Raw genomic sequence first — 22977 nt, forward strand, 5'->3', positions numbered from 1 at the left:
AATACATGAAGCGCCTGACACAACGCCTTCGCGAGCAGGCTCGCTCCCACAGGGATTTATGGGGGATTCACTGGACTGGAAGGAAATTCAGAAAAAGCAAACTTTGAGCGTAATTGAGGCCGATCCGCCGATAGCGTTCATCCAGCATCTGGGTCAACAGGTCCAGCCGCGCGACGATCTTGCCGAACTCCACGGCAAAACTCAGGTTGCTGCCCTCCTCCGAGATTTCGTTGGAGAACAACATGGGCTGGCCATCCTTGTTCTGCCGCTGACTCAGGATCCAGGTGGCGATTTCGATGTTGCGCGCGGCGTTGCTGACGAACGTCGGGTTGATCGCGTCCGTCATGTAGAACTCCAGGCGATTGCCGTGGGCGGTGACCAGCATGCTGCCGATGGCATAGATGAACGCACCGACCCGGTCGCCGAGAAACTCCGGGCTCATGGCAAAGCGCAACGCCGCCAGATCTTTTTTACCGCCCAGGGTGGGTAGCGGCTGTTGCTGTTCGATGGCCATGCGTACTTGCTTGCCGGCGGTGCGGGCGTCGAGGAAACCCGACTTTTTCAACTCATCGGGGTTGCGCAGGTAGAGCTTGCTCATCAGCAGATAGAGGCTGTCGAGGTTGTCACGCATGGTCAGAGTGGCCATGCGGTCGACGCTGGTCTGCAGAAACTCCTGGGGTTTGCCTTCGCGCAACTGGGTGAACACATCGTTGCCGGGCTGATGGCTGCAACCGCTGGCACAGAGCAGCAACAGACCGGCCAACAGGCGAAATCGACAAAGGTTGAAGGGCAACACTCGAACCATAAGGGATTGGGACTGACACATTCCTGTGCGGCGGGATTCGCTGCAACGGCTATGGATAGAGCCGGTCAGTTCGAAAAAGTGCAGTGCCGGGAGGGATCAATCGATCATCGGCAGGGAAAAATCAGTTGAGCGCCGTGTTTGAGGGATTGTTACAGCAGCCAGGAAAGGGTCGGCCGCGAGGTCGCTTTCGCGAGCAGGCTCGCTCCCACAGGGGATCCGGGTATATCTGCAAGAAAGTGGTCGGCTGGCAGGCCGCCATCGCGGGCAAGCCTTGTTCCTACAAAGGCAAAAGCAGAAACAGAAACAGATTGGTGTACGCCCGCTTTTCACCACTCATCAGGCCGAGCGTTAGCTCGCCTTAAGCTCTTGATCTTGATCCACCCGCCCCTTCGGAAGGCTGAGTGGAGGTATTCATCCGGGGATTGGCGCGAAGCGCCGTTCGACGCAGTCGAACCCATTGCATGCAGGTGCAGCGAAGCCAACCGGAGGGCAATGCCCCCGGATGAATGCCGGAGCGAAGGAACCCCGAGCCCCAGCGAGGGGCCGGACGCTGGGGCAAAGCCTTTTGGTTCCTTTTTGGCGTCTGAAAAAGGGACTCGCCGTAAGGGCGAAACCGCCAGCCGCCGTTACCGCAAAAATGGATATACACACAATCCAACAGCAGCCTGGTCGGCCCAGAGGCCGCCAAGATGGAACCCGAGGGACTATCCTGATGCCAACCGGAGTAATGATCATAAGGAATCAAACATGCGCACAGAACAACTGGCCGGCACCGAAGTGCCAGCCATCGGCCAAGGCACCTGGCAAATGGGCGAAGACAAATCCCGATACAAAGAGGAAGTCGCCGCCCTGCGCCAAGGCATCGAACTGGGCATGACCCTGATCGACACCGCCGAAATGTACGCCGAGGGCGGCGCCGAGCAAGTCGTCGCCCAAGCCATCGCCGGCCAGCGCGACAAGGTCTTCCTGGTCAGCAAGGTCTACCCACACAACGCCAGCCGCCAAGGCATTCCCCAGGCCTGCGAACGCAGCCTGAAGCGGCTAGGCACCGATCACATCGACCTGTACCTGCTGCACTGGCGTGGCCAGTACCCTCTGGAAGAAACCGTCGAAGCCTTCGAACGCCTGCGCGAATCCGGCAAAATCGGCCGCTGGGGCGTGTCGAATTTCGACGTCGATGATCTGCTGGAACTGAACACCCCGACCTGCGCCACCAATCAGGTGCTCTACAACCTGGAGGACCGCGGGATAGAATTTGATTTACTGCCCTGGTGCCAGCAGCGCACGATGCCCGTCATGGCCTACTGTCCGATCGGTCAGGGTGGGCAGATGCTGGCCAATGCCACGCTCAGGCAGGTGGCTGCTCGTCATGGCGTCACGCCTGCGCAAGTGTCGCTGGCCTGGCTGCTGCGCCAGAAAGGGGTAATCGCCATCCCCAAGGCAGTCCACCCCGAGCATGTGCGACTCAACGCCCAGGCTGCCGGGCTGCAACTTGAAGCCGGGGATCTGGAGGCGCTGGACCAAGCGTTTCACGCGCCCAAACGCAAGCAGCGGTTGGCCATGGTCTGAGCCACCCCGAGAGTGTCAGAGGGCTTCGCCATGAGAAGCACCGATCAGAAGGACACCTTCAACCTGCAACGCTTTATCCAGGCGCAAGACCCGGTGTTCGACCGGGTCCAGGCCGAACTGAACGCCGGCCACAAACGCAGCCACTGGATGTGGTTCATCTTTCCGCAGCTTGCCGGGCTGGGTGACAGCGAAATGTCCCGACGCTTCGCGATTCGCTCCCGAGAGGAGGCTCAGGCCTATCTGGACCATCCCTTGCTGGGAACCAGGCTGCGCAGTTGCACCCATGACGTACTGAACATCCAGCAGCGCTCGGTCGCGGCGATTTTCGGCCATCCGGACGACCTGAAGTTTCACTCATCGATGACCCTGTTCGCTCAGGTCGCGCCCAAAGACAGTCCGTTTCATCAAGCCTTGAACCAGTACTTCCACGGCATCCTGGATGACTGGACGTTGTCGCTGCTGGACTCAAAACAGGCCCAGTTGCCCCCCAATCAGGGTTGAGAAATCGTCGTCGACGAACGGCAGGATCGCGTCCGCGACCGGTTGCAGCTGTTTGGTGATGTAGTGGTCGTAATCGATGGGCGCGCTGCGGATCTCCAGCGGCTCGGGGCCGGCGACGGTAATCACGTAGCTGATCCAGCCACCGTTCTGGTATTGCCGCGGGCGGCCCTGGTGGTCGTTGTACTCGTCGGCGATGCGCGCCGCCCGCACATGGGGCGGGACGTTGCGCTGGTAGTCATCGAGCGTACGCCGCAGGCGCTTGCGGTAGATCAGGCGGTCGTCGTACTCGCCGGCGAGGGTCTTGGCTACATATTCGCGCACATAATCTTGATAAGGCTTTCGCTGGAAGATCCGCAGGTACAGCTCCTGCTGGAATTGCCGGGCCAGCGGCGACCAGTCGGTACGCACGGTTTCCAGGCCTTTGTAGACCATCTCGTCAGTGCCGTCGGCGCGCGTGACCAACCCCGCGTAACGCTTCTTGCTGCCCTCCTCCGCACCGCGAATGGTCGGCATCAGGAACCGTTTGTAGTGGGTTTCGTACTGCAACTCCAGGGCGCTCTCCAGACCATAGGCTTGGCGCACGTGCTCGCGCCACCACTGGTTGACGTGATCCACCAATGCGCGCCCGATCTGCGCCGCTTCCTGTTGGCCGTGGGCGCGACGCAGCCAGACGAAGGTCGAGTCGGTGTCGCCATAGATCACCGTGTGGCCCTGGGCTTCGATCAACTGGCGGGTGCGCAACATGATCTCGTGGCCACGCAAGGTTATGGACGATGCCAGACGCGTATCGAAGAAGCGGCAACCGCTGGAGCCGAGCACGCCGTAGAACGCGTTCATGATGATCTTCAGCGCCTGGGACAATGGTGCATTGTGCTCGCGCTTGGCGGTTTCCCGGCCCTCGGCGACCCGGGCGACGATGGCGGGCAGGCAATGCCGGGTACGGGAAAACCGTGCCCCACGAAAACCCGGTACCGAGTCGGCGTCATCGGGATGCCTGAGCCCTTCGATCAGGCCCACCGGGTCGATGAGGAAAGTTCGGATGATCGAGGGGTAAAGGCTTTTGTAGTCGAACACCAGCACCGATTCATACAACCCCGGTTGCGAGTCCATGACGAACCCGCCGGGGCTGGCTTGCGCAGGTTTGCCGCCGAGGTTCGGCGCCACGAAGCCCTGACGGTGCATCAACGGCATGTACAGGTGAGTGAAGGCCGCCACCGAACCGCCCATGCGATCGGCCGGCAACCCGGTGACACTGGCCCGTTCCAGTAGAAACGTCAGCAGCTCGGTCTTGGCGAAGATCCGCGTGACCAGTTCGCAGTCCTTGAGGTTGTACTTGGCCAGCGCCGGCTTGTCCTCGGCGAACATGCGGTTGATTTCGTCCATGCGCTGGTACGGATTATCAATCGACTTGCCTTCGCCGAGCAGGGTTTGCGCGACGTTTTCCAGGCTGAATGACGGGAAGCTCCAGGTTGCCGAACGCAGGGCTTCGATGCCGTCGATGATCAGCCGGCCGGCGGCGGAGGCGAAGTAGTGATTGCCGTTACCGTGTTCGCGCCACTGCATTTCCTCGCCGCCGCGCCCCAGTTTCAGCGGCACACCCAGTTGCCGGGCGTGTTTGTGCAGCACCCGCAGGTCGAACTGCACGACGTTCCAGCCGATGATGGCGTCGGGATCATGCCGGGCGAACCAGTCGTTGAGCCTCTTGAGCAACAGAGTGCGCGATTCGCAGTATTCGAGCTGGAAATCCACCGCGCTGTCGTCGCCATTGGCTGGGCCGAGCATGTACACCTGACGCTCGCCACAGCCCTCCAGGGCGATGGAATACAAATCGCCTTGGGCGGTGGTTTCGATGTCCAGGGACACCAGCTTGAGACTCGGCCGGTAGTCGGGGTCGGGTTTCATCTGCGCGTCGAGCAGCAGGTCATAGGCCCCCGGCGCACCGCTAAAACGGACGGGTGCGGTGATGAAGCGCTCCATCAGGTAGCGTTCCGGCGGGCGCACATCGGCTTCGTACACTTCGACGCCGGCCCGGCGTAGCGCGGTCTCCAGGCGCATCAACTGGCCGTGCTGCCGGCAATACAGCCCCAGCACCGGACGGTGTTCGAAATCCTGCAGGGCCAGGGGCTTGAGCTCGACGTTCTTTTCGTCGCGCAACAGCACCTCGGCCTGCTCGCGCTGGCTGGCCGGAATAAACGCCACCGACGGCTGATGAGGCAGGCGGATGCGCCGGGGACCGTTATCGGTCGCCAGCCAGAACTCGACTTCCGTACCCGCCGGGGTATCGCGCCAATGCCGGGTCAGGACGAAGCCCTGGGGTAAATCCACCACTGCAAACCTCGGATTTGATTCAGGGGGTAATTCTACGCGTCATTGAAGACAGATGCGGTCCCTGTGGCGAGGGAGCTTGCTCCCGCTCGGCTGCGCAGCAGTCGTAAAATGGCTTTTCGCAGTGTGTCTGACACACCGTGTCAGCAGGTTTTGGGCCTGCTCCGCAGGCCAGCGGGAGCAAGCGCCCTCGCCACAGATCAGGAGAACTTCGTAAGAAAAACCGTTGAATGACGTTTTTTGCGTGTTATCTGCCGCTTTCGCCCTTGCCCTGAAGGCCCGGGTCTACGATTCTTCAAGGACAACGACAACACCCCGGGACACCGCCATGAAAACCGTCGCGCAACTGCTCAAGTTGAAAGATCAGAAAAACCAGGAAGTGCACCAGATCAAACCTGATCACATGGTGCTGGAAGCGCTGATGAAGATGGCTGAAAAGAACGTCGGCGCCTTGCTGGTGGTGGACAATGATGAGGTGCTGGGCATCATCAGTGAACGGGACTATGCGCGCAAACTGGTGCTGCATGGGCGTTCTTCGGTGGGTACCCCGGTGCGCGACATCATGGTGTCGCCGGTGATCACCGTGGACACTCACCAGACCGTCGATACCTGCCTAGGCATCATGTCCGACAAGCGCCTGCGCCACCTGCCGGTGGTGGAAAACGGCAAGTTGATCGGCTTGCTGTCGATCGGCGACCTGGTCAAGGAAGCAATCGCCGAACAGGCTGAACTGATTCGCCAGTTGGAGCAGTACATTCGCGGCGAATAGCTCAGCTACGCGAAAATCCCCCCTGTGGGAGCGAGCCTGCTCGCGAAAGCGGAGCATCAGTCAATGCATGTGGCGACTGACATTGCGCCTTCGCGAGCAGGCTCGCTCCCACATTTGTTTTGTGGCGATCAGGCGGGCCAGTGCCGGGCGAAGACCGGGGCCAGCGTGGGATGCCGGTCGATTCGCTCCAGCCAGGCGAAAAATCCCGGTCGGGCGCGACGCAGATATTCCCGGCTCCCCGCCCACCGCGTGATCACCGCCGCCAGCACGTCCAGCGCTCCCGGCGTCTCGTCCCCCAGATACAGCTCACCGGAAAACTGGTCGGCAAACACTTCCCAACTCCAGTGCAGGCGCTGACGGGCACCGGTCATGAGGTTGTGCCGCGACGCCTCGTCTGCCTCGGCCAGCCAGCGTTCGGGGTAATCGATGATGCCGATGGCCGCGTAACAATTACTGACGATGAATGCCAGTCCGCGAATGGCCTGGTCGCGGTCGGCGGGGTCGTCCGGCAACAACTTCGATTGAGGAAACGTCAGCCCGAGATGGATCAGGATCGCCGCGCTCTCGGTGAGGATGCTGCCGTCGGGCAATTGCAGCGTCGGGATCTGCTTGAGCGGGTTGAGTTTCTCCAGCGCCTGGGCAGCCTGTGCAGATGACTCGACATCGATGAAGCGGTAGGGGATTTCACACAGTTCCAGTGCCGCCTCTATCGCCGCCGCGCCCGAGTTCTGATGGCCGTAGAGTTGATACATACACACCTCCTGGTTGACGGGATCAGCGCCAATTATCCAGTGTAGAAGCCGCCACCTGTGGGAGCGAGCCGGCTCCGGGCGGTGTTCCGACGAAGAGGGACTGACATTCAACAGTGATGTCGACTGACACGACCTCTTCGCGAGCAGGCTCGCTCCCACAAAGGATCACCGAACCAACCATTGACTACGTCAATAGTCACCATTAACTCAATGAAGTTCTCTTAAAAACTGTGCGGCGTAACATCTGCTCCATACCAACCAAATACCCCCGGAGCACACGATCATGAAACGCCAAACCATTCTCAGCATCGCTTTTTCGATCTTCGCAGTGAACGCTTTCGCCGCGACCTCTGCTCAACCTGTAGTCGCTGAAGGCGGCTCGGATCGTCTGATCGAAAGCCGTGTGGCTGAAGGTGGCGCTGATCGCCTGCTCGAAAAACGCGCTGTGGCAGCCGATGGTTCGGATCGTTTGAAAGGCAACACCATCGCCGCCGATGGTTCTGACCGCCTGAAAGGCAACACCATCGCCGCTGATGGTTCTGATCGCCTGAAAGGCAACACCGTCGCCTAAACAAATCGCTAAACCGCACTACCCAAAAAGCCCGGCCTGATCAGCCGGGCTTTTTCGTGTTTTTCAGTTCCGCCCTCAACGCGCCATGCAACGCTGATAACGCTCGTCGACCCGTTTGGCAAACCACGCCGTGGTGAGTTTGCGGGTGATTTTCGGGCTTTGCAGCACGATCCCCGGCAACACCGCGCGCGGCAATCGCCGGCCTTCGGCCTTGTCGGCCAACTCGAAAACCCGCTGATAGAGCTTGCTGTTTTCGAACGCCAACGTATTGCCCTCCTCCAACTGGTCCCTGATCGTCGGATTACGCATATCCAATTGCTTGCCGAGGGTGCGCACGGCCTTTTCCGTGGTACCGGGCATGATCGAGTCGTAGCGCACCAGATCGCCATCCAAGGCCAATGGAATACCCGACGCCCTACTCACGGCGTTCTGGAACGCGGCATTGCGACTGGCGTACCAGCCGGCGTTGAAATCGGCGAAGCGATACAGCGGTTGCTTGTAGCTCACCGGATACCCCAGCAAATGCGCGATGCCGAAATACATGCCGCCTCGGCGGGTGAAGACTTCGCGGCGGATCGAGCCCTCCACCGGATAGGGATAGTCCTTCGCCTGCTGCTCGGCAAAGTCGATGCTGACCTGCATCGGCCCGCCGGTGTGCACCGGGTTGAAGCCTGCAAACAATGTCTGGCCCATGGGCACCATGCCGATGAAATCATCGAAGATCGCGCTCAGTTCCTTTTCGCTACGGGCCGCGTTCAACCGGTCGCTGTAGCTTTTGCCATTGGGTGAACGCACCTGCAGCGCACCACTGACCAACAGGCCGGGAATGTGCGCCTTGGCTGCCCGGCGGTCGATTTCGTCACGGGCGATCCTGCCCAGGCCGGGCACGGACGGGTCTGACTGGAAGGTCGATTCCTGCTCGGTGACGGCCAGTACCGCACAGAGGTTTTGCGTGGTCGGCGCGATGTTCTGCGCCGCAAACGCGGCATAGATATCCGTGGCCCAGCCCTTGCGGTCGACGGTTTTGGCCGGCAGCAGACGCAGGATTTCCGCCTTGACCTCGGCAGGCGTGCGCGCCGGAGGTTCCTGGGTCCGTTGGCTGCCACAACCGGCCAGCACCAGCAATGCGGCGATGCTCATGATCAATCGATGGGCTTGCATGTTGCTCCTGATGATTCGATACGCCGGGTCAACCATAAGGCCGATGGCAAGGTGCTGGCTATGTCCGAGACGATTTCCCGCGCCAAAAGGTGCTCAGCAGAAGAGACAGATGAAAAATCTGTGGCGAGGGAGCTTGCTCCCGCTGGACTGCGCAGCAGTCCCATTTTTTTGGGGCCGCTTCGCGGCCCAACGGGAGCAAGCTCCCTCGCCACAGGATTTATCAGCAGGTCCATCTCCCCCCAATCATTACCTGCACATCGTAATGACAAACGGCTCGTGCAATACAACTGGTAACGACTAGCATTTGTGTCTGGAGTCGCATTTGCGCATGGAGTAACCGCGCCGTCACATCTTTCTTATCGGCGGCGCGCCGCCCAGGAACGACACATGACTACTCCAGCTCCCTTGCGCCCGACCTTGCTCGCCCTGCTCTGCTCGCTGACCGTCACTGCCCATGCCGCAGACCCTGCGCCAGACGTCGTCAAACCGCTGGTGCTGGACAACGTCAACGTCAACGCCGATGCCCCGGTTCCCCCTGATCTACCCCCGGTGTATCCCGGTGGCCAGGTCGCGCGTGGCGGGCAACTGGGGGTGCTGGGTAACCAGGACATGATGGACGTGCCGTTCAGCGTGACCGCCTATACCGAAGAACTGATCCGCGACCAGCAAGCCGAGACCGTGGGTGATGTGCTGCTCAACGACGCCTCGGTGCGACAGGCCTCCGGTTTTTCCAACCAGGCCCAGACCTTCATGATTCGCGGCCTGCCGCTCAATGGTGACGACATTTCCTTCAACGGCCTGTATGGCATCTTGCCTCGTCAGATCATTTCCACCGACGCCCTGGAGCGCGTGGAAGTCTTCAAAGGCCCGAACGCCTTCATCAACGGCGTGACCCCGACCGGCTCCGGCATCGGCGGCGGCGTCAATCTGCAACCCAAGCGCGCCGGTGAAACGCCGTTGCGGCGCTTCACCATGGACATCAGCGATGAAGGCCGCATCGGCGAACACCTGGACATTGGCCAGCGCTTCGGTCAGGACAATCGCTTCGGTGCGCGCCTCAACCTGTCCCAGCGCGAAGGCGACACCGCCATCGACGATGAAAACCAGCGCTCCAAACTGTTCGCCCTCGGCCTTGATTACCGCGGCGATGCCCTGCGCATTTCCGGCGATTTCGTGTATTCGAAAGAACGCGTCAATGGTGGTCGCAGCTCGGTAAACCTGGGCAACGCCACGCACATCCCGGATGCGCCGTCGGCCGATACCAACTATGCGCAGAAGTGGGGTTTCACCCAGATCGAGGACACCTTCGGCATGCTCCGCGTCGAGTACGACCTCAACGACAGCTGGACCGCCTACGCCGCCGCCGGCGCCAAGCACACCCGAGAAGTCGGCAACTACGACGGCACGACCCTGGTCGGCAACGATGGCAGCTCGGTCACCACCGGCTCGTTCATTCCCCACGACGAGGACAACACCAGCGCCATGGCCGGCCTCAATGGCCGCTTCGCCACCGGCCCGGTCAGCCACCAACTCAACGTCGGCCTGGCCGGCATCTGGACCCAGCAGCGCAACGCCTTCGATTTCGACCTGACCCAATATCCGAACAACATCTACCACCCGGTCGATGTGCCCGCGCCACAGGGTGGTTTCTCCGGTGGCGACCTGCATGATCCGGGCATCACCGGCAAAACCTTCGTACGCAGCGGCGCGGTGTCCGACACCCTGGGCTTCTTCGATGATCGCCTGCTGGTGACCGTCGGTGTGCGTCGGCAACAGCTGGTGGTCCAGGGTTATGCCTACGGCACGGGCACCCGGACTTCCAACTACGACGAATCGATCACCACCCCGGTGTACGGCATCGTGTTCAAGCCCTGGGAGCATGTATCGTTCTACGCCAACCGTATCGAAGGCCTGGCCGAAGGCCCGACCGCTCCGACCACCTCGGGCTCGCGCGTGGTGGTCAACGGCAATGAAGTCTTCGCCCCTGCCCGCTCCAAACAGCTCGAAGCCGGGGTGAAAGTCGACATGGGCACCTACGGCGCCACGTTCGGCGTGTATCGCATCGAGCAACCGGCCGATGGCTACACCGAAGTCATCGATGCCACCACCGCCCGTTTCGTGCACAAGGGTGAGCAGGTCAACAAAGGCGTGGAACTGAATGTCTTCGGCGAGCCTATCGAGGGCCTGCGCCTGCTCAGTGGCGTGACGGTAATGGACACCGAACTGAAGAAAACCCAGGACGGCGCCAACGACGGCAATCACGCCATCGGCGTACCGACCTTTCAATTCAACGCCAGCGTCGACTGGGACGTGCCCGGCCTGCAAGGCGTGGCGCTCAATGGGCGGATGTTGCGCACCGGAGGACAGTATGCCGACGCGGCGAACAACCTGAGCCTGCCAACCTGGAACCGTTTCGATGCCGGCGCCCGCTACGCCTTCAAGGTCCAGGAAAAAGACGTGACCCTGCGCCTCGGCGTCGAGAACGTGGCCAACAAGAAGTACTGGGAATCGGCTCAGGGCGGCTTCCTGACCCAGGGCGAACCCCGGGTGGCGAAGCTGTCGGGCACCATCGATTTCTGACCTGTGGCGAGCGAGCTTGCTCGCGTTGGGCTGCGCAGCGGTCCCAAAAATAGGACAACCATTGCGATTTTTGTGAGTGCTGCGCACTCAAGCGGGAGCAAGCTCCCTCGCCACAGAACTCTCTCTCGCCTGCAGTGGATAGTGTTGCATCGCCGGCGGAGGTTTTTCCGTTGGGCGCATGGCCTGGCTGTCCTGCCTGTTTGAACCATACTTGCTTCACTCGTTAAGGAGGACAAGTCATGCAACGTAGCGACGTGTTGATCACCGGTGCCGGCCCGACCGGACTGGTACTGGCACTGTGGCTGAGCAAACTGGGCATTCGAGTACGAATCATCGATAAAACTTCAGCGCCCGGCACCACGTCCCGGGCGCTGGCCGTTCAGGCGCGAACACTGGAGTTGTATCGCCAGCTCGACCTCGCGGACGCCGTAGTCAAGAAGGGGCATCGCGTGGCGGCGGCCAATTTCTGGGTCAAGGGCGCACCCGTGACACGCTTGCCGTTGAGTCGCGTTGGCGAAGGCCTCACGCCTTATGCGTTCCTCGAAATATTCCCCCAGGACGAACACGAACGGCTGCTGATCGACCGCCTGGAGACCTTCGGTATCACAGTGGAGCGCAACACTGAGTTACTGGGGTTCGAGGAAACCGGCGACGACATCATCGCCACGCTGCGCCTGCCCGACGGCCAGCAGGAAATCTGCCAGGCCTGTTACCTGGCCGGTTGCGACGGTGCCCGGTCGATTGTGCGCAAGACCCTGGACACCGGATTCCCCGGCGGCACTTATCAGCAGGTTTTCTATGTCGCCGATGTACAGGCCAGCGGGCCGACGTTCAACGGTGAACTGCACCTGGATCTCGATGAGGCGGATTTCCTTGCCGTGTTCCCGTTGGCAGGTGAAGGCCGTGCGCGGCTGATCGGCACGGTCCGCGACGAACGCGCCGAACACGCCGAAGGCCTGCGATTCGAAGACGTCAGCAGCCGGGCCATCGAGCACATGAAGGTCAAGATCGAGCAGTTGAACTGGTTCTCGACCTACCGTGTGCACCATCGGGTGGCGGATCACTTCCGCACCGGCCGCGCGTTTTTGCTGGGCGACGCCGCCCATGTGCACAGCCCCGCCGGCGGTCAAGGCATGAACACGGGGATTGGTGATGCGATCAACCTGGCCTGGAAACTCGCCGCGGTGTTGAGCGGCGGCGCAGAGGCCAAATTGCTCGCCACCTACGAAACCGAACGCATCGCGTTTGCACGCAAACTGGTAGCCACCACGGACCGGGTCTTCACATTCGTCACCGCCGAAGGACGCATGGCCGACCTGCTGCGCACGCGCCTGGCGCCGTTCCTGCTGCCGAAAATGGCTTCGTTTGAAACGTCTCGCGAATTCCTCTTTCGCACGGTGTCGCAGATCACCCTGAATTACCGTGGGATGCCGTTGAGCAGGGGCGTTGCCGGGCATGTGCATGGCGGCGACCGCCTGCCCTGGGCGCACGATGGCGAGGGGGACAATTTCGAACCGTTGAAATGCCCGACCTGGCAGGTGCATGTGTATGGCGACACCAGCGACGAGATGATCGCCTGGTGCCACGAGCATCATTTGCCACTGCATGTATTCGACTGGCGGCCGGCGTTCGAAACGGCGGGCCTTGGGCGCAACGGGTTTTATCTGTTGCGGCCGGATACCTATGTGGCGATAGCCGAAACCTGCTCGGATCCGAAGGTGATTGCGCGGTATTTCCGGGATCACGGGATCCGGCCGTTTTTTGGCAGATCCTAAGGCCACTACAAAACCAATGTGGGAGCGAGCCAGCTCGCGAAGGCGGTGGATCAGTCAATACATGTGTCGACTGATACGCCGCCTTCGTCGGAGCGCCGCCCGGAGCCGGCTCGCTCCCACAGGTTTTTCAGTGTGTCAGTTGGAGAGGGGTTTCGGAATTTCCAGCCCGCGCTTCACCGCCGGCCGCGACAGGAAGCGATCCAGCACCCGCGTGACGTTCTGGAAATTCTCGATACCCACCAGATCGCCGGCTTCATAGAAGCCGATCAGGTTGCGCACCCACGGAAAAATGGCGATATCGGCAATGGTGTAGCGCTCGCCCATGATCCAGTCCCGCCCTTCCAGGCGCTTGTCGAGTACAGCGAGCAGACGCCTGCTTTCCTCGACGTAGCGATCACGGGGACGCTTGTCTTCATAGTCCTTGCCGGCGAATTTGTTGAAGAAACCGAGCTGGCCGAACATCGGGCCGATCCCGCCCATCTGGAACATCAGCCACTGGATGGTTTCGTAGCGCGCCGCCGACTCCTGGGCCAGCAGTTGCCCGCTCTTGTCGGCCAGGTAAATCAGAATCGCCCCGGACTCGAACAACGGCAACGGCTGGCCACCCGGACCGTGGGGATCGAGGATCGCCGGGATTTTGTTGTTCGGGTTGAGTGACAGGAATTCGGGGGACATCTGATCGTTGGTGTCGAAACCAACGCGATGTGGCTCATAGGGCAGGCCGATCTCTTCAAGCATGATCGAAACCTTGACGCCGTTGGGGGTCGGCAAGGAGTACAGCTGAATCCACTCCGGATACTGGGCCGGCCATTTTTCGGTGATGGGGAACGCAGACAAATCGGTCATGGGCAGGATCCACGGGAAAATTGAGAATGCCGATGATAATGGAGATAACCCGCCGTGCGGCGCCCGGAGCCATCATTACCACTGATGGTGAAGATCAAAGGAGATGACAACACCCTGTGTGGTGGCTGGTGTACGGTGTCCATAAATCCGCAACATCCTGTCGATAACCTTCGCTGCAACCCATTCGAGGTTACCGGTACATTGCGGCGCTCTCGGCCGGAATCGAACCAAATGGGCTTCAGGGGACTCTGAGCACTGCCCTTTGAAACGGACCGGCTTCACGACATGGAAAACACCCGATGCAGGAAATTCGCGGTGTAAAGGTTTGTCAGCCTTAACCCAATGCGCTGAAGAACCCTTAATTCCATGACGAACCTTATGAAATTCGCCAAACGCTTCAAACATCGCGCTTATCTGGCCCTGCCCGTCCTGCTGGCGGCCAGCGCGGTGTTTTTTGCCCTGGAGTCCCGCGCGCAGCCGGCGGACGGCACCCAAACGCTGGTGTTCCTGCGCCACGCGGAAAAACCCGCCGGAGGCCTGGGCCAGCTCAACTGCCAGGGCCTGAACCGAGCGATCGATCTGGCTACCCTGCTGCCGGAAAAATTCGGCAAGGCCGACTATGTGTTTGCCGCCAACCCGACACGCAATGTCGAGGAAGGCGAACTCGACAATTCCTACAGCTACATCCGTCCATTGATGACCATCAGCCCCAGCGCGATCAAGCTCGGCTTGCCGGTGAACATCAACTTCTCGGCCAACGACACCAGTGATCTGGCCCGTGAACTGATCGACGACAAGTACCACAACGCAACCATCTACACCGCCTGGTCCCATGGTTACCTGCCGGAACTGATCAACAAGGTCGCCGGTAAAGCCGTGGGCAAGAAGCAGAACATCACCGACGATTGGGAATCCGGCGACTACGATTCGCTGTATGTGCTGACCCTGACCTGGCACAACGGCAAGGCCAGCCTGCAAAGCCAAAGCTACAAGCAAGGGCTGGATAATGGGCAGGAGACTTGCCCGACCTGATTTTTTGCAGTGTCTGTTCGGTCCTCTTCGCGAGCAGGCTCGTCCCACAGGGGATGCGGTGCACGCAGATCCTATGTGGGAGCGAGCCTGCTCGCGAAGAGGCCGGCAAACTCAGCATCAAACTTACTGCCTGCCCCGCTCCCGCAAATACTCCAACACCGCCCCCCGCTCCCCGGCAAACTCGATCCGCGCGCCCTTTTTCTCCCGCTGAAACGCATACATCGGGTCGTAATACTCCACCAGCAACCCCTCGATCCAGCCCCGGTGCAAATCCACCGCACCGCTGCTTCCCTGCTCCGCCAGCGCCTCTTCCATCAACAGCAGCATCCGTCGATGACGCTCGCCGCCCAGGCGTTTGTGCACATTGTTCAGGCTCTCCAGCAAGCGTTCGGAAAACAACGCAAAGCCTTCGTCACCATGCACACGGATGAACTCGGCACACAGGTCCACCACGTAATCGCGCAGGATCCGCTCGACCCGCCCTTGCAGGCTGTCTTCGAGCCAGACCATCGGGTACTGCTGCATACCCTGATACAGCGGCAATGGCAGCGCGCAGCTGCCGATGGCACGGCTTTCGTCTTCCAGCACGAATTGCTCGAGGCCCTGGGCGCGCTTTTTCAGCAGGTCTACCGCCAGGCGGTTTTCAAAGTCGATATTGGTCGGTTGGCCCGTGGCGCGCTTACCGAAACTGGAACCGCGGTGATTGGCGTGACCTTCAAGGTCCAGCCCGTTACGCAATTGCGTCAGCACTTCGGTTTTGCCGGTGCCGGTCATGCCGCCCAGCAACACGAAATCGCACTGGGCAACGGCCTGATCGACCGTGTTCAGCAGGAAGTTACGCATGGCCTTGTAGCCACCAGCGACGCGCGGATAGTCGATGCCCGCCTCGTCCTTGAGCCATTGCTGGACGATCTGTGAGCGCAGCCCGCCGCGAAAACAATACAAATACCCATCGGGATGCGCCCGGGCGAAATCCGCCCAGGCCTGGATGCGCTCGGCCTTGATCGCGCCGGACACCAATTGATGGCCCATGACGATAGCGGCTTGCTGACCGTGTTGCTTGTAGCAGGTGCCGACCCGCTGCCGCTCGTGATCGTTCATCAGCGGCAGGCTGACTGCACCGGGGAACGCGCCCTTGGCAAACTCGATCGGCGCGCGGGCATCCATCATTGGCCGGTCGTTGAGGAAGATGTCGCGGTATTCAGTACAGTCGACAGACATCAAGACACCTCGACCGCATTGTTCTGTCGCTCGACCAGTTCACCGATGGGTTCAAGGTTCAAACCCATGTCGGCGGCGGTTTCGAGAAACTCTCGATTGCCTTCGGGGGTGACCGCGATCAGCAGGCCACCACTGGTTTGCGGATCGCACAGCACACGTTTATGCAGTTCCTGAAGACGGCCCAGTTTGCTGGCGTAACTGTCGAAGTTACGCAACGTGCCACCCGGGATGCAGCCCTGTTCAAGGTAATACTCGACACCCGGCAAACGCGGCACCCGGTCGTATCGGATTCGCGCGGTCAGGCGGCTGCCATCCGCCATTTCCACCAGGTGACCCAGCAGGCCAAAACCCGTGACGTCGGTCATCGCCGTCACACCGTCGAGTTTGCCAAAGCGGCTTCCGGGTTTGTTCAGGGTGCACATCCAGTCCCGGGCCAGGCCGATGTCGGCGGGGCGCAATTTCCCCTTTTTCTCGGCGGTGGTGAGGATGCCGATGCCCAGGGGTTTGGTCAGGTAAAGCAGGCAGCCGGCGGTGGCCGTGTCATTGCGCTTCATGTGGCGCTTTTCCACCAGGCCGGTAACGGCCAGGCCGAAGATCGGTTCCGGCGCATCGATGGAGTGCCCGCCCGCCAAGGGGATCCCCGCCTCGTCGCACACCGAACGGCCGCCGCGAATCACTTCCCGGGCAATCTCCGGCGCCAGTACGTTGACCGGCCAGCCAAGGATCGCAATCGCCATGAGCGGATCGCCGCCCATGGCGTAAATGTCACTGATGGCATTGGTCGCGGCGATGCGACCGAAATCGAAGGGATCGTCGACGATCGGCATGAAAAAGTCGGTGGTCGACACCACGCCGCGCTCTTCATCGATGGCGTAGACCGCCGCGTCGTCGCGCGAGGCATTGCCGACCCACAGTTTCGGATCAAGGTTCTGCGCGCCGCTGCCGGCCAGAATCACTTCCAGTACCTGGGGGGAAATCTTGCAACCGCATCCAGCGCCATGGCTGTATTGGGTCAGACGGATCGGCTCGCTCATCGGGGTACCTCGTGGGGTTGGTGCGACCGATTCTAGCAGAGCATCCACTTGACCTTGTGGGAGCGAGCCTGCTCGCGAATGCGATCGGACATTCAACATCACTGTTGCCTGTCACACCGCTTTCGCGAGCAGGCTCGCTCCCACAGTGATCGGGGGTTACGGTATTAAAATCACTTTATCGCCACTACCCTGATTCACCTCCGCATAGCGCTCCGGGCCTTCGGCCAACGGCGACTCGAACAACCCTTGCGGCAACGGCAACAAGTCCTGATCGAAGAATTGGCCGAACTGATCCAGCATGGCCGCGCAGGCTTGCACGCCGTACAGCAACGAGTTGATCCCCACTACCGATCCGCCCTTGCGATACAGCGCCAGTGCCGGCAATTGCACCATGCCGTCCACCGGCGCGGCGATAATGGCAATGCGCCCGAACGTGGCCAACGCCGCGACGGAGGCCGGTAGCCAGAAGCCGGTGGTGTCGAAAATCACGTCAGCGCCGCCGGTGAACACGGCATTGACCTGTGCGCCCAAGTCTTCGGGTTTGTCCAGTTGCAGCGTCTGATAACCCTGGGCCTGCAAGTCCTTGACCTGCTCCGGTCGCCGCGCCGCCGCCAGTACCTGGGCACCGCGCACTTTGGCCAATGCCAACGCGGCACTGCCCACCGCCCCGCCGCCGATCACCAGCAAGCGGGTTTGTGCCGTCACCAGGCTACGTTCCAGCGCGTCCCACGCCGTGGTGTAAGGCACACCGAGACTGGCGGCCTGGGCAAAGCTCAGGTGAGTGGGCTTGAGTGCGACACCCGCAGCCGGCAGTTTGACGAACTGCGCATGGGAGCCATCGGCGAAAAAGCCCAGTTCACGGCCAGTGCCCCACACCGGCTGACCGAGCAGTGCTGGCGGACCTTCAATGACGATGCCGGCAAAATCGCGACCGGGAATCCGCGGCAGGGTGGTGTAGGGAAAGCGGCCCAGCACGTTCTTCACATCGCTGGGGTTGAGCCCGGCGGCCTTGATCTCGACCAGCACTTCATCGGCGCCGGGAACGGGGGTGGGTACCTCGACATAGCGCAGGGCCGAGAGATCGCCGGTTTTGTCGAACTGCAACGCTTTCATGACGTTTCCATCCAGTAAATAAAGGGATTCAGGAGATCCAGCCAGCCACCAGCTGCCGGCCCATCGGCCAGATTTTTTCGCCGGCCAGCATGCCGAGCAGGCCTATCAGCGCGATGGCCGGTGGCGCGGGAGAACGGAAATCCAGGGCACCGTAGAGCAGGCCGACGCCCAGGCCGATAACCAGTGAAATGAAGTAGCTCATGGCAGACTCCGGGGGCAATTGAGGTATGCCCAAAGTCTAGGGATCCGTGACAGCGAGCATCGGCCAAGTGCTTCTGAATTTCGGCCAAACCTGGCCCCTGTAGGAGCGAGCTTGCTCGCGATGGACTCGAGGGCCCCGCGGGGCATCTGGTTTTACGCGTTATCGTTGACGCCCATCGCGAGCGAGCTCGCTCCTACAAACTGCGAAGGCGCGACACCCAGTTCCCGGCGGAACATGTCGCTGAAACTGCTGGGGGAATAGCCCAACTCCCGGGCAATCGCACTGACCGGCACACCCTGGATCAATTCGGCCGCCGCCGTCGCCAGTTGCACCTGCCGCCGCCATTCGGCAAAGCCCATGCCCAGGCCATCCTTGAACAGCCGCGCCAGGGTGCGCACGCTGGCACCGGCGTTTTGCGCATGTTGTTCGAAAGGAATGTCCAGGGATGGCTGGGCCATGACCGCCTGGCACAGGTTCATCAGGCGCCGGTCGGAATCGTCCGGCAGCGGGATTTTCATCAGCGAGCGCCTGGCCCGCTTGAGCTCCAGCAATGCCAGCCCCACCAAGGCTTCGTAATACTCCGGGGCACCGTCGTCGCCCTGCTCCACCAGGCCGACGATCAACTCGCGCAACAACCCGCCGACTTCGATCACTTGCACGCTGTCATCGAGCGTTGCCGCCAGGGAGGGTCGCAGGTAGATGTTGCGCATCTGCAGGTCTGACACCACCCGGATGGCATGGGGCACGCCCGGCGGTAGCCACACCGCTCGCTGCGGCGGCACCACCAGCGCCTCATGGGGCGTCTCGACCCACATCACCCCGCTCATCGCATACAGCAATTGCCCCCAGACATGCTCATGCGGCTCGATGAACAACCCGCGCGGATACGTTCGCGCCAGCGGTTGCACGGGCACATCGGTGTCACTCAGATCCGGCGGGGCGGCAAGGGCCATGGGCAATGATCATTGGGGTTGGCGGAAGGCTTTATGTTAACCAGACGCCAGACAGCCCGCCAGAGAGCGCAACCGTCTGACAATCCGAATGAATTTTCCGTGTGGCCTGCGATCCGTTTATGTACAACAGGGAGGAATACGGGCCATATGAACAGCGCAAAACTTTTCGTCATTGACTACACCCTTCATGGCGTGCCCAAGTCGTTCATTATCCGTCTGGACAAAATGGACAACGCCGAAGCCTGGCATTGGGCCAGTTGCGATGCGGGGGTCGGCCGGATTCCGCGCTTTGGCCGGGAAAAGGTGCAGAAGACCAGCAAGCCGATGGCAGAGAAATTCGGCGTGGAAAACGTCAAGTGGCGGCCGGCGAATTGAGGCCTCTTGAAACTAAAAGCGGAGCCCGATCAGGCTCCACTTTTTCAATGCGCGATCGCCATCAGCCATGGGCGCACTTGCAGCCTTGATGGACACATTCCTCACCGTGCTCATGGTGCTTGGCGCAGGCTTCACAGCAATAGTGTTTGCCGTGACGCACGATCGGATGCTCGCCAAGCTTGCAGTTACATTTCGGACAGTCACACTTGCGGTCGTCGGTCATGGAGCGGACTCCTTTTGTGGTGGTCGTCGGGGGGCTGGACAAATACCCCGTCTAACCAGTGTAGGAGTCAGGCCCGACTGCTGCTGCGATACATGAACACCAGCGCCAGGCCCAACAGCGCCATCGCCACTATCCGACTGCCGGACAATTCGATTGCCGGATTGCCCAGCCAGCCAAAATTGTCGATCAACATCCCCATCCCCAACTGCCCGACAATCACCGCCACCGTCGCCACCGCAGTCCCGATCCGTGGCACCGCGCCCACCATCACCATCATGTAGACGACACCAAACAGTGCGCCGCTGAGCTGCCACTTCGGCACGTCCAGCAGGCTCACGGCATGGGCCGGTTCGAAAAATACAATCAGCAACCCGGTGCTCACCGCCCCGACCACGAACGTCAGCAAACTGCTGCGCAGCACGCCAACCGTTTCACCCAGACGCCCGTTGATGGCGGCCTGCACACTCAGCACCGCACCGGCCGCCACGACCACCACCAGCAAAATAATCAGACTCATCATCAACCCCGAGCAATCAGAACAAGTGCCGCGACAATCAGCAGCAAGGCCAGCCAGCGCTGCGCATTGACCTTTTTCCGGGGAGCGCCGAACCAGCCGAAGTGGTCGATCAGCACGCTTTTGCCAACCTGCCCGGACAGGATCGCGATCATGGTCATGGCAATGCCGATGTGCGGCGTGGCCAGCGTCAGCACCACCACGTAGATCGGCCCGAGAAAGCCGCCGATCAATTGCCAGCGCGGCAGTTCGCTCAGGGCCGGCCCCCGCTGCGGGCCGCTGAACAGCAACAGCAGAAACAGAATCGCCGAGCCAACGCCGAAGATGCTCAAGGTCGCCCACAGGTGCCCGACCTGAACGCCCAGAGGCCCGAGCAGCCCGGCTTCCACGGAAAGGCCCATGCCGGCCAGGATGACCAGGGGCAACAGCAATAGCCGTAGCCCCGGCTTGGTCGTGGGCGTTGCAGTAACGCCAACGCTGTCGATTGAAGAAGATTGCATAAGGAAACACCTGCCGTTCATCAGATAAGACACGAACCCTGTGGGAGCGAGCCTGCTCGCGAAGAGGTCCGGTCAGTCAACATCTCTGGTGAATGACCCACCGCATTCTCAATGCATGCCCGCTCCCACAATTATCCGGTGGCGATGCTTTGCGATAAATGGGAGCATCCTGACAACACTTTTGCGAAACTCGCACAGCAGGATGAAACATGCAGGGCTTCAACGAACTGGGATTCAAGGCGCTTCGGCTGTTTGTCGCAGTGCTCGACCACGGCAGCTTTTCCGAAGTCGCCCGCCGCGAAGGCCTGGCGCCCTCTTCCATTTCTCGACAAATCCAACTGATGGAACAAGCCCTGAGCCAGCAATTGCTCTACCGTCACACCCGTGCCGTCACGCCCACCGAAGCCGGGCGCATGCTCGGTCACCATGCGCGGCTGGTGCTGGTGCAACTGGAGGAAGCCGAACAGGCCCTGCAGGAACAGCAAAGCGAACCCAGCGGCCTGGTGCGGATCAATGCGCCGGTGGTGTTCGGTCAACGGCACCTGACGCCGTGGCTGGGGCAGTTATGCGCGCGTTACCCGAAACTGCAATTGGATATCCAGCAGACCGACAGTTACATCGACCCCTTGCAGGAAGGCGCCGACCTGCTATTCCGCATCGGGCCGCTGCACGACTCCAGCATGCAGGCGCGGATCCTGGCCCCCCATCGCTTTCAGGTTGCGGCGAGCCCGGCTTATCTTGAGCGGCACGGCACGCCGCAACATCCCGCTGACCTGGCGTCCCACCAGTGCCTGGCCTACAAGGGCGTCACCGGTCAACAGCGCTGGTTCTTCCGCAAGGGCCAGCAGCCTTGGACGCCCTGTTCGGTGAAGGGGCCGATCACCGGCAACCACGCCGACACCCTGACCCAGGCCGCTGAACAGGGCCTGGGGCTGGTGATGTTTCCGTCATGGCTGATCGGGGAAGCGGTGCGCAACGGCACGCTGGTGCCGGTGCTGGGGAACTATCAGGTGTCGAACAGCCTTGAGCCGCAGCAGATCGCCGTGCTCTGGCCCGGGAGCCGACGCCTGTCAGTGAAGGTGCGGACGGTGATTGATTTCTTTGTCGAGTGTTTTGGCGAGGTGCCGTACTGGGACAGACCCTAATCACTGCCTGGCCACCTGTGGGAGCGAGCCTGCTCGCGAAAGCGGTCTATCTGTCACATTGATGCTGAATGTGCCGACGTCTTCGCGAGCAGGCTCGCTCCCACAGGTTCTACGGTGTCTGTCAGATACGGAACTGTCCGACCAGATTGCCCAGCCGTTGTCCCAGATCCGCCAGACTGCGCGATGTCTGCGCACCCAGTTGGGTCTCACCGGCCACGTTATCCACCGCCACCGCGATCTGATGCACGCTGCGGTTGATCTCTTCAGCCACGGCAGTCTGTTCTTCGGCGGCACTGGCGATCTGTGCGTTCATCGAATTGATGGTGGCGATCAGTTGCGCCATGGTGTCCAGGGACGCACCGGCTTCGTTGGCCTGGGCCGAAGTGCCGTCACCGGCCTCGCTGGATCGGCGCATGGCCTCCACCGCCGACTGGGTACCGGCCTGCAAGCGGTCGATCATGCCCTGGATTTCCTGGGTGCTGATTTGCGTGCGACTGGCCAGCGCCCGCACCTCATCGGCCACCACCGCAAAACCACGCCCGGCCTCACCGGCGCGGGCCGCTTCGATGGCCGCGTTGAGCGCCAGCAGGTTGGTCTGTTCGGCAATCGAGCGGATCACCCCGAGCACACTGACAATCGATGACACGTCTTTTTGCAGGCTGTCCAGGGACACGCCGCTGCTGCGGATGTCATCCACCAGCGCATGAATCTTCACGATGCTGCCAGCCACCACACGCTTGGCGGCCTGGCCTTCTTCATCGGTCTGCTGCGCGGCCACCGCGGCGTTTTGCGCGCTCTTGGCCACTTCCTGGGCGGCGGCGGACATTTCATTGATCGCCGTGGCGACCTGATCGGTTTCGTGACGCTGGCGCTCCATGGCCTGGTCCGAACGCTGGGCCTGGTCGGAGACCTGATTCACCAGCCCGGTCAGTTGCGAGGTCATTTCGGTGATCTGGCGCACCAGGCCATGGATCTTGTCGACAAAACGGTTGAACGAACCGGCCAGTTCGC

The 22977-nt window shown here is 61.2% G+C and carries 23 protein-coding genes; 9 read left to right on the plus strand and 14 right to left on the minus strand.

Translation table 11 applies throughout. From position 1 onward, the window contains the following. Positions 1–67: 67 nt before the first annotated feature. Positions 68–805, minus strand: coding sequence for a hypothetical protein (locus tag ACW9HW_RS12455; protein WP_457400062.1), 738 nt, complete (start codon positions 803–805; stop codon positions 68–70). Positions 806–1552: 747 nt separating this feature from the next. Here ACW9HW_RS12455 and ACW9HW_RS12460 point away from each other — a divergent pair. Both ACW9HW_RS12460 and ACW9HW_RS12465 read left to right on the plus strand, forming a co-directional pair. Then, positions 1553–2374 (plus strand): aldo/keto reductase, encoded by an 822-nt coding sequence (locus ACW9HW_RS12460; RefSeq protein ID WP_095192817.1) that lies wholly within the window; start codon positions 1553–1555, stop codon positions 2372–2374. A 30-nt stretch (positions 2375–2404) separates the two neighbouring features. Further along, on the plus strand, positions 2405–2875 hold the full coding sequence (locus ACW9HW_RS12465) for a DUF1810 domain-containing protein (protein WP_095192818.1): 471 nt from the start codon (positions 2405–2407) through the stop codon (positions 2873–2875). On the opposite strand, the gene ACW9HW_RS12470 is transcribed toward ACW9HW_RS12465, so the two are convergent. Continuing rightward, positions 2840–5200, minus strand: a complete 2361-nt coding sequence (locus tag ACW9HW_RS12470; RefSeq protein WP_457400064.1) for a DNA polymerase II — start codon at positions 5198–5200, stop codon at positions 2840–2842. The two genes, ACW9HW_RS12465 and ACW9HW_RS12470, sit on opposite strands and share 36 nt — an antisense overlap. 328 nt (positions 5201–5528) lie before the next feature. Here ACW9HW_RS12470 and ACW9HW_RS12475 point away from each other — a divergent pair, with 328 nt between their 5' ends. Next, a complete protein-coding gene (locus ACW9HW_RS12475) occupies positions 5529–5969 on the plus strand; it encodes a CBS domain-containing protein (RefSeq protein WP_008021710.1) in 441 nt (146 codons plus the stop codon). Positions 5970–6097: 128 nt separating this feature from the next. Here ACW9HW_RS12475 and ACW9HW_RS12480 read toward each other — a convergent pair whose 3' ends face one another. Then, a complete protein-coding gene (locus ACW9HW_RS12480; protein WP_095192820.1) occupies positions 6098–6721 on the minus strand; it encodes a glutathione S-transferase family protein in 624 nt (207 codons plus the stop codon). Between the two features lie 283 nt (positions 6722–7004). On the opposite strand from ACW9HW_RS12480, the gene ACW9HW_RS12485 reads away from it, so the two are divergent. Beyond that, positions 7005–7292: a hypothetical protein gene (locus ACW9HW_RS12485; protein WP_457400065.1), complete on the plus strand. Its 288-nt coding sequence runs from the start codon at positions 7005–7007 to the stop codon at positions 7290–7292. A gap of 75 nt (positions 7293–7367) precedes the next feature. Here ACW9HW_RS12485 and ACW9HW_RS12490 read toward each other — a convergent pair whose 3' ends face one another. Then, complete coding sequence (locus ACW9HW_RS12490) at positions 7368–8453, minus strand: DUF1615 domain-containing protein (protein WP_457400067.1); 1086 nt, start codon at positions 8451–8453, stop codon at positions 7368–7370. Positions 8454–8840: 387 nt separating this feature from the next. Between ACW9HW_RS12490 and ACW9HW_RS12495 the strand changes: the two genes are divergently transcribed. Continuing rightward, a complete protein-coding gene (locus tag ACW9HW_RS12495; RefSeq protein WP_457400070.1) occupies positions 8841–11033 on the plus strand; it encodes a TonB-dependent receptor in 2193 nt (730 codons plus the stop codon). 239 nt (positions 11034–11272) lie between these two features. Further along, positions 11273–12808, plus strand: a complete 1536-nt coding sequence (locus tag ACW9HW_RS12500) for an FAD-dependent monooxygenase (RefSeq protein ID WP_095192824.1) — start codon at positions 11273–11275, stop codon at positions 12806–12808. Between the two features lie 135 nt (positions 12809–12943). Here the strand turns inward: ACW9HW_RS12500 and ACW9HW_RS12505 are convergent, their stop codons facing one another. Continuing rightward, on the minus strand, positions 12944–13654 hold the full coding sequence (locus ACW9HW_RS12505) for a glutathione binding-like protein (protein WP_457400073.1): 711 nt from the start codon (positions 13652–13654) through the stop codon (positions 12944–12946). A 366-nt stretch (positions 13655–14020) separates the two neighbouring features. Here ACW9HW_RS12505 and ACW9HW_RS12510 point away from each other — a divergent pair, with 366 nt between their 5' ends. Beyond that, positions 14021–14686: a histidine phosphatase family protein gene (locus ACW9HW_RS12510; RefSeq protein ID WP_095192826.1), complete on the plus strand. Its 666-nt coding sequence runs from the start codon at positions 14021–14023 to the stop codon at positions 14684–14686. Positions 14687–14809: 123 nt separating this feature from the next. Here ACW9HW_RS12510 and mnmH read toward each other — a convergent pair whose 3' ends face one another. The 5 genes from mnmH to ACW9HW_RS12535 form a co-directional block, all read right to left on the minus strand. Next, positions 14810–15907, minus strand: a complete 1098-nt coding sequence (gene mnmH, locus ACW9HW_RS12515; RefSeq protein ID WP_457400076.1) for a tRNA 2-selenouridine(34) synthase MnmH — start codon at positions 15905–15907, stop codon at positions 14810–14812. Further along, complete coding sequence (selD, locus tag ACW9HW_RS12520; protein WP_457400078.1) at positions 15907–16941, minus strand: selenide, water dikinase SelD; 1035 nt, start codon at positions 16939–16941, stop codon at positions 15907–15909. Before selD ends, mnmH begins: the two co-directional genes overlap by 1 nt. Positions 16942–17097: 156 nt before the next feature. Then, positions 17098–18054 (minus strand): quinone oxidoreductase family protein, encoded by a 957-nt coding sequence (locus ACW9HW_RS12525; protein ID WP_457400079.1) that lies wholly within the window; start codon positions 18052–18054, stop codon positions 17098–17100. 28 nt (positions 18055–18082) lie between these two features. Beyond that, the gene (locus tag ACW9HW_RS12530) at positions 18083–18256 is read right to left on the minus strand and encodes a DUF1427 family protein (protein WP_137807539.1); all 174 of its coding nucleotides are present in this window, start codon (positions 18254–18256) and stop codon (positions 18083–18085) included. Positions 18257–18408: 152 nt separating this feature from the next. Continuing rightward, positions 18409–19209 (minus strand): AraC family transcriptional regulator, encoded by an 801-nt coding sequence (locus ACW9HW_RS12535; protein WP_457400081.1) that lies wholly within the window; start codon positions 19207–19209, stop codon positions 18409–18411. A gap of 147 nt (positions 19210–19356) precedes the next feature. Between ACW9HW_RS12535 and ACW9HW_RS12540 the strand changes: the two genes are divergently transcribed. Beyond that, a complete protein-coding gene (locus tag ACW9HW_RS12540) occupies positions 19357–19584 on the plus strand; it encodes a DUF6555 family protein (protein WP_095192832.1) in 228 nt (75 codons plus the stop codon). A gap of 61 nt (positions 19585–19645) precedes the next feature. Here the strand turns inward: ACW9HW_RS12540 and ACW9HW_RS12545 are convergent, their stop codons facing one another. The 3 genes from ACW9HW_RS12545 to ACW9HW_RS12555 all read right to left on the minus strand — a co-directional run bounded on the left by ACW9HW_RS12545 (position 19646) and on the right by ACW9HW_RS12555 (position 20821). After that, a complete protein-coding gene (locus ACW9HW_RS12545; protein ID WP_095192833.1) occupies positions 19646–19807 on the minus strand; it encodes a metallothionein in 162 nt (53 codons plus the stop codon). A 67-nt stretch (positions 19808–19874) separates the two neighbouring features. Further along, positions 19875–20327, minus strand: a complete 453-nt coding sequence (locus tag ACW9HW_RS12550) for a DMT family transporter (protein WP_095192834.1) — start codon at positions 20325–20327, stop codon at positions 19875–19877. Then, positions 20327–20821 carry a DMT family transporter gene (locus ACW9HW_RS12555; RefSeq protein ID WP_095192835.1) on the minus strand — a complete coding sequence of 165 codons (495 nt, stop codon included), beginning with the start codon at positions 20819–20821 and terminating at the stop codon, positions 20327–20329. The genes ACW9HW_RS12550 and ACW9HW_RS12555 overlap by 1 nt, the downstream gene beginning before the upstream one ends. Positions 20822–21030: 209 nt before the next feature. Between ACW9HW_RS12555 and ACW9HW_RS12560 the strand changes: the two genes are divergently transcribed. After that, complete coding sequence (locus ACW9HW_RS12560; protein WP_095192836.1) at positions 21031–21966, plus strand: LysR family transcriptional regulator; 936 nt, start codon at positions 21031–21033, stop codon at positions 21964–21966. Between the two features lie 121 nt (positions 21967–22087). On the opposite strand, the gene ACW9HW_RS12565 is transcribed toward ACW9HW_RS12560, so the two are convergent. Continuing rightward, positions 22088–22909 carry a methyl-accepting chemotaxis protein gene (locus tag ACW9HW_RS12565; RefSeq protein ID WP_371917504.1) on the minus strand — a complete coding sequence of 274 codons (822 nt, stop codon included), beginning with the start codon at positions 22907–22909 and terminating at the stop codon, positions 22088–22090. Between the last annotated feature and the right edge of the window lie 68 nt (positions 22910–22977).

This window comes from Pseudomonas sp. SDO5532_S415 (assembly GCF_054071155.1).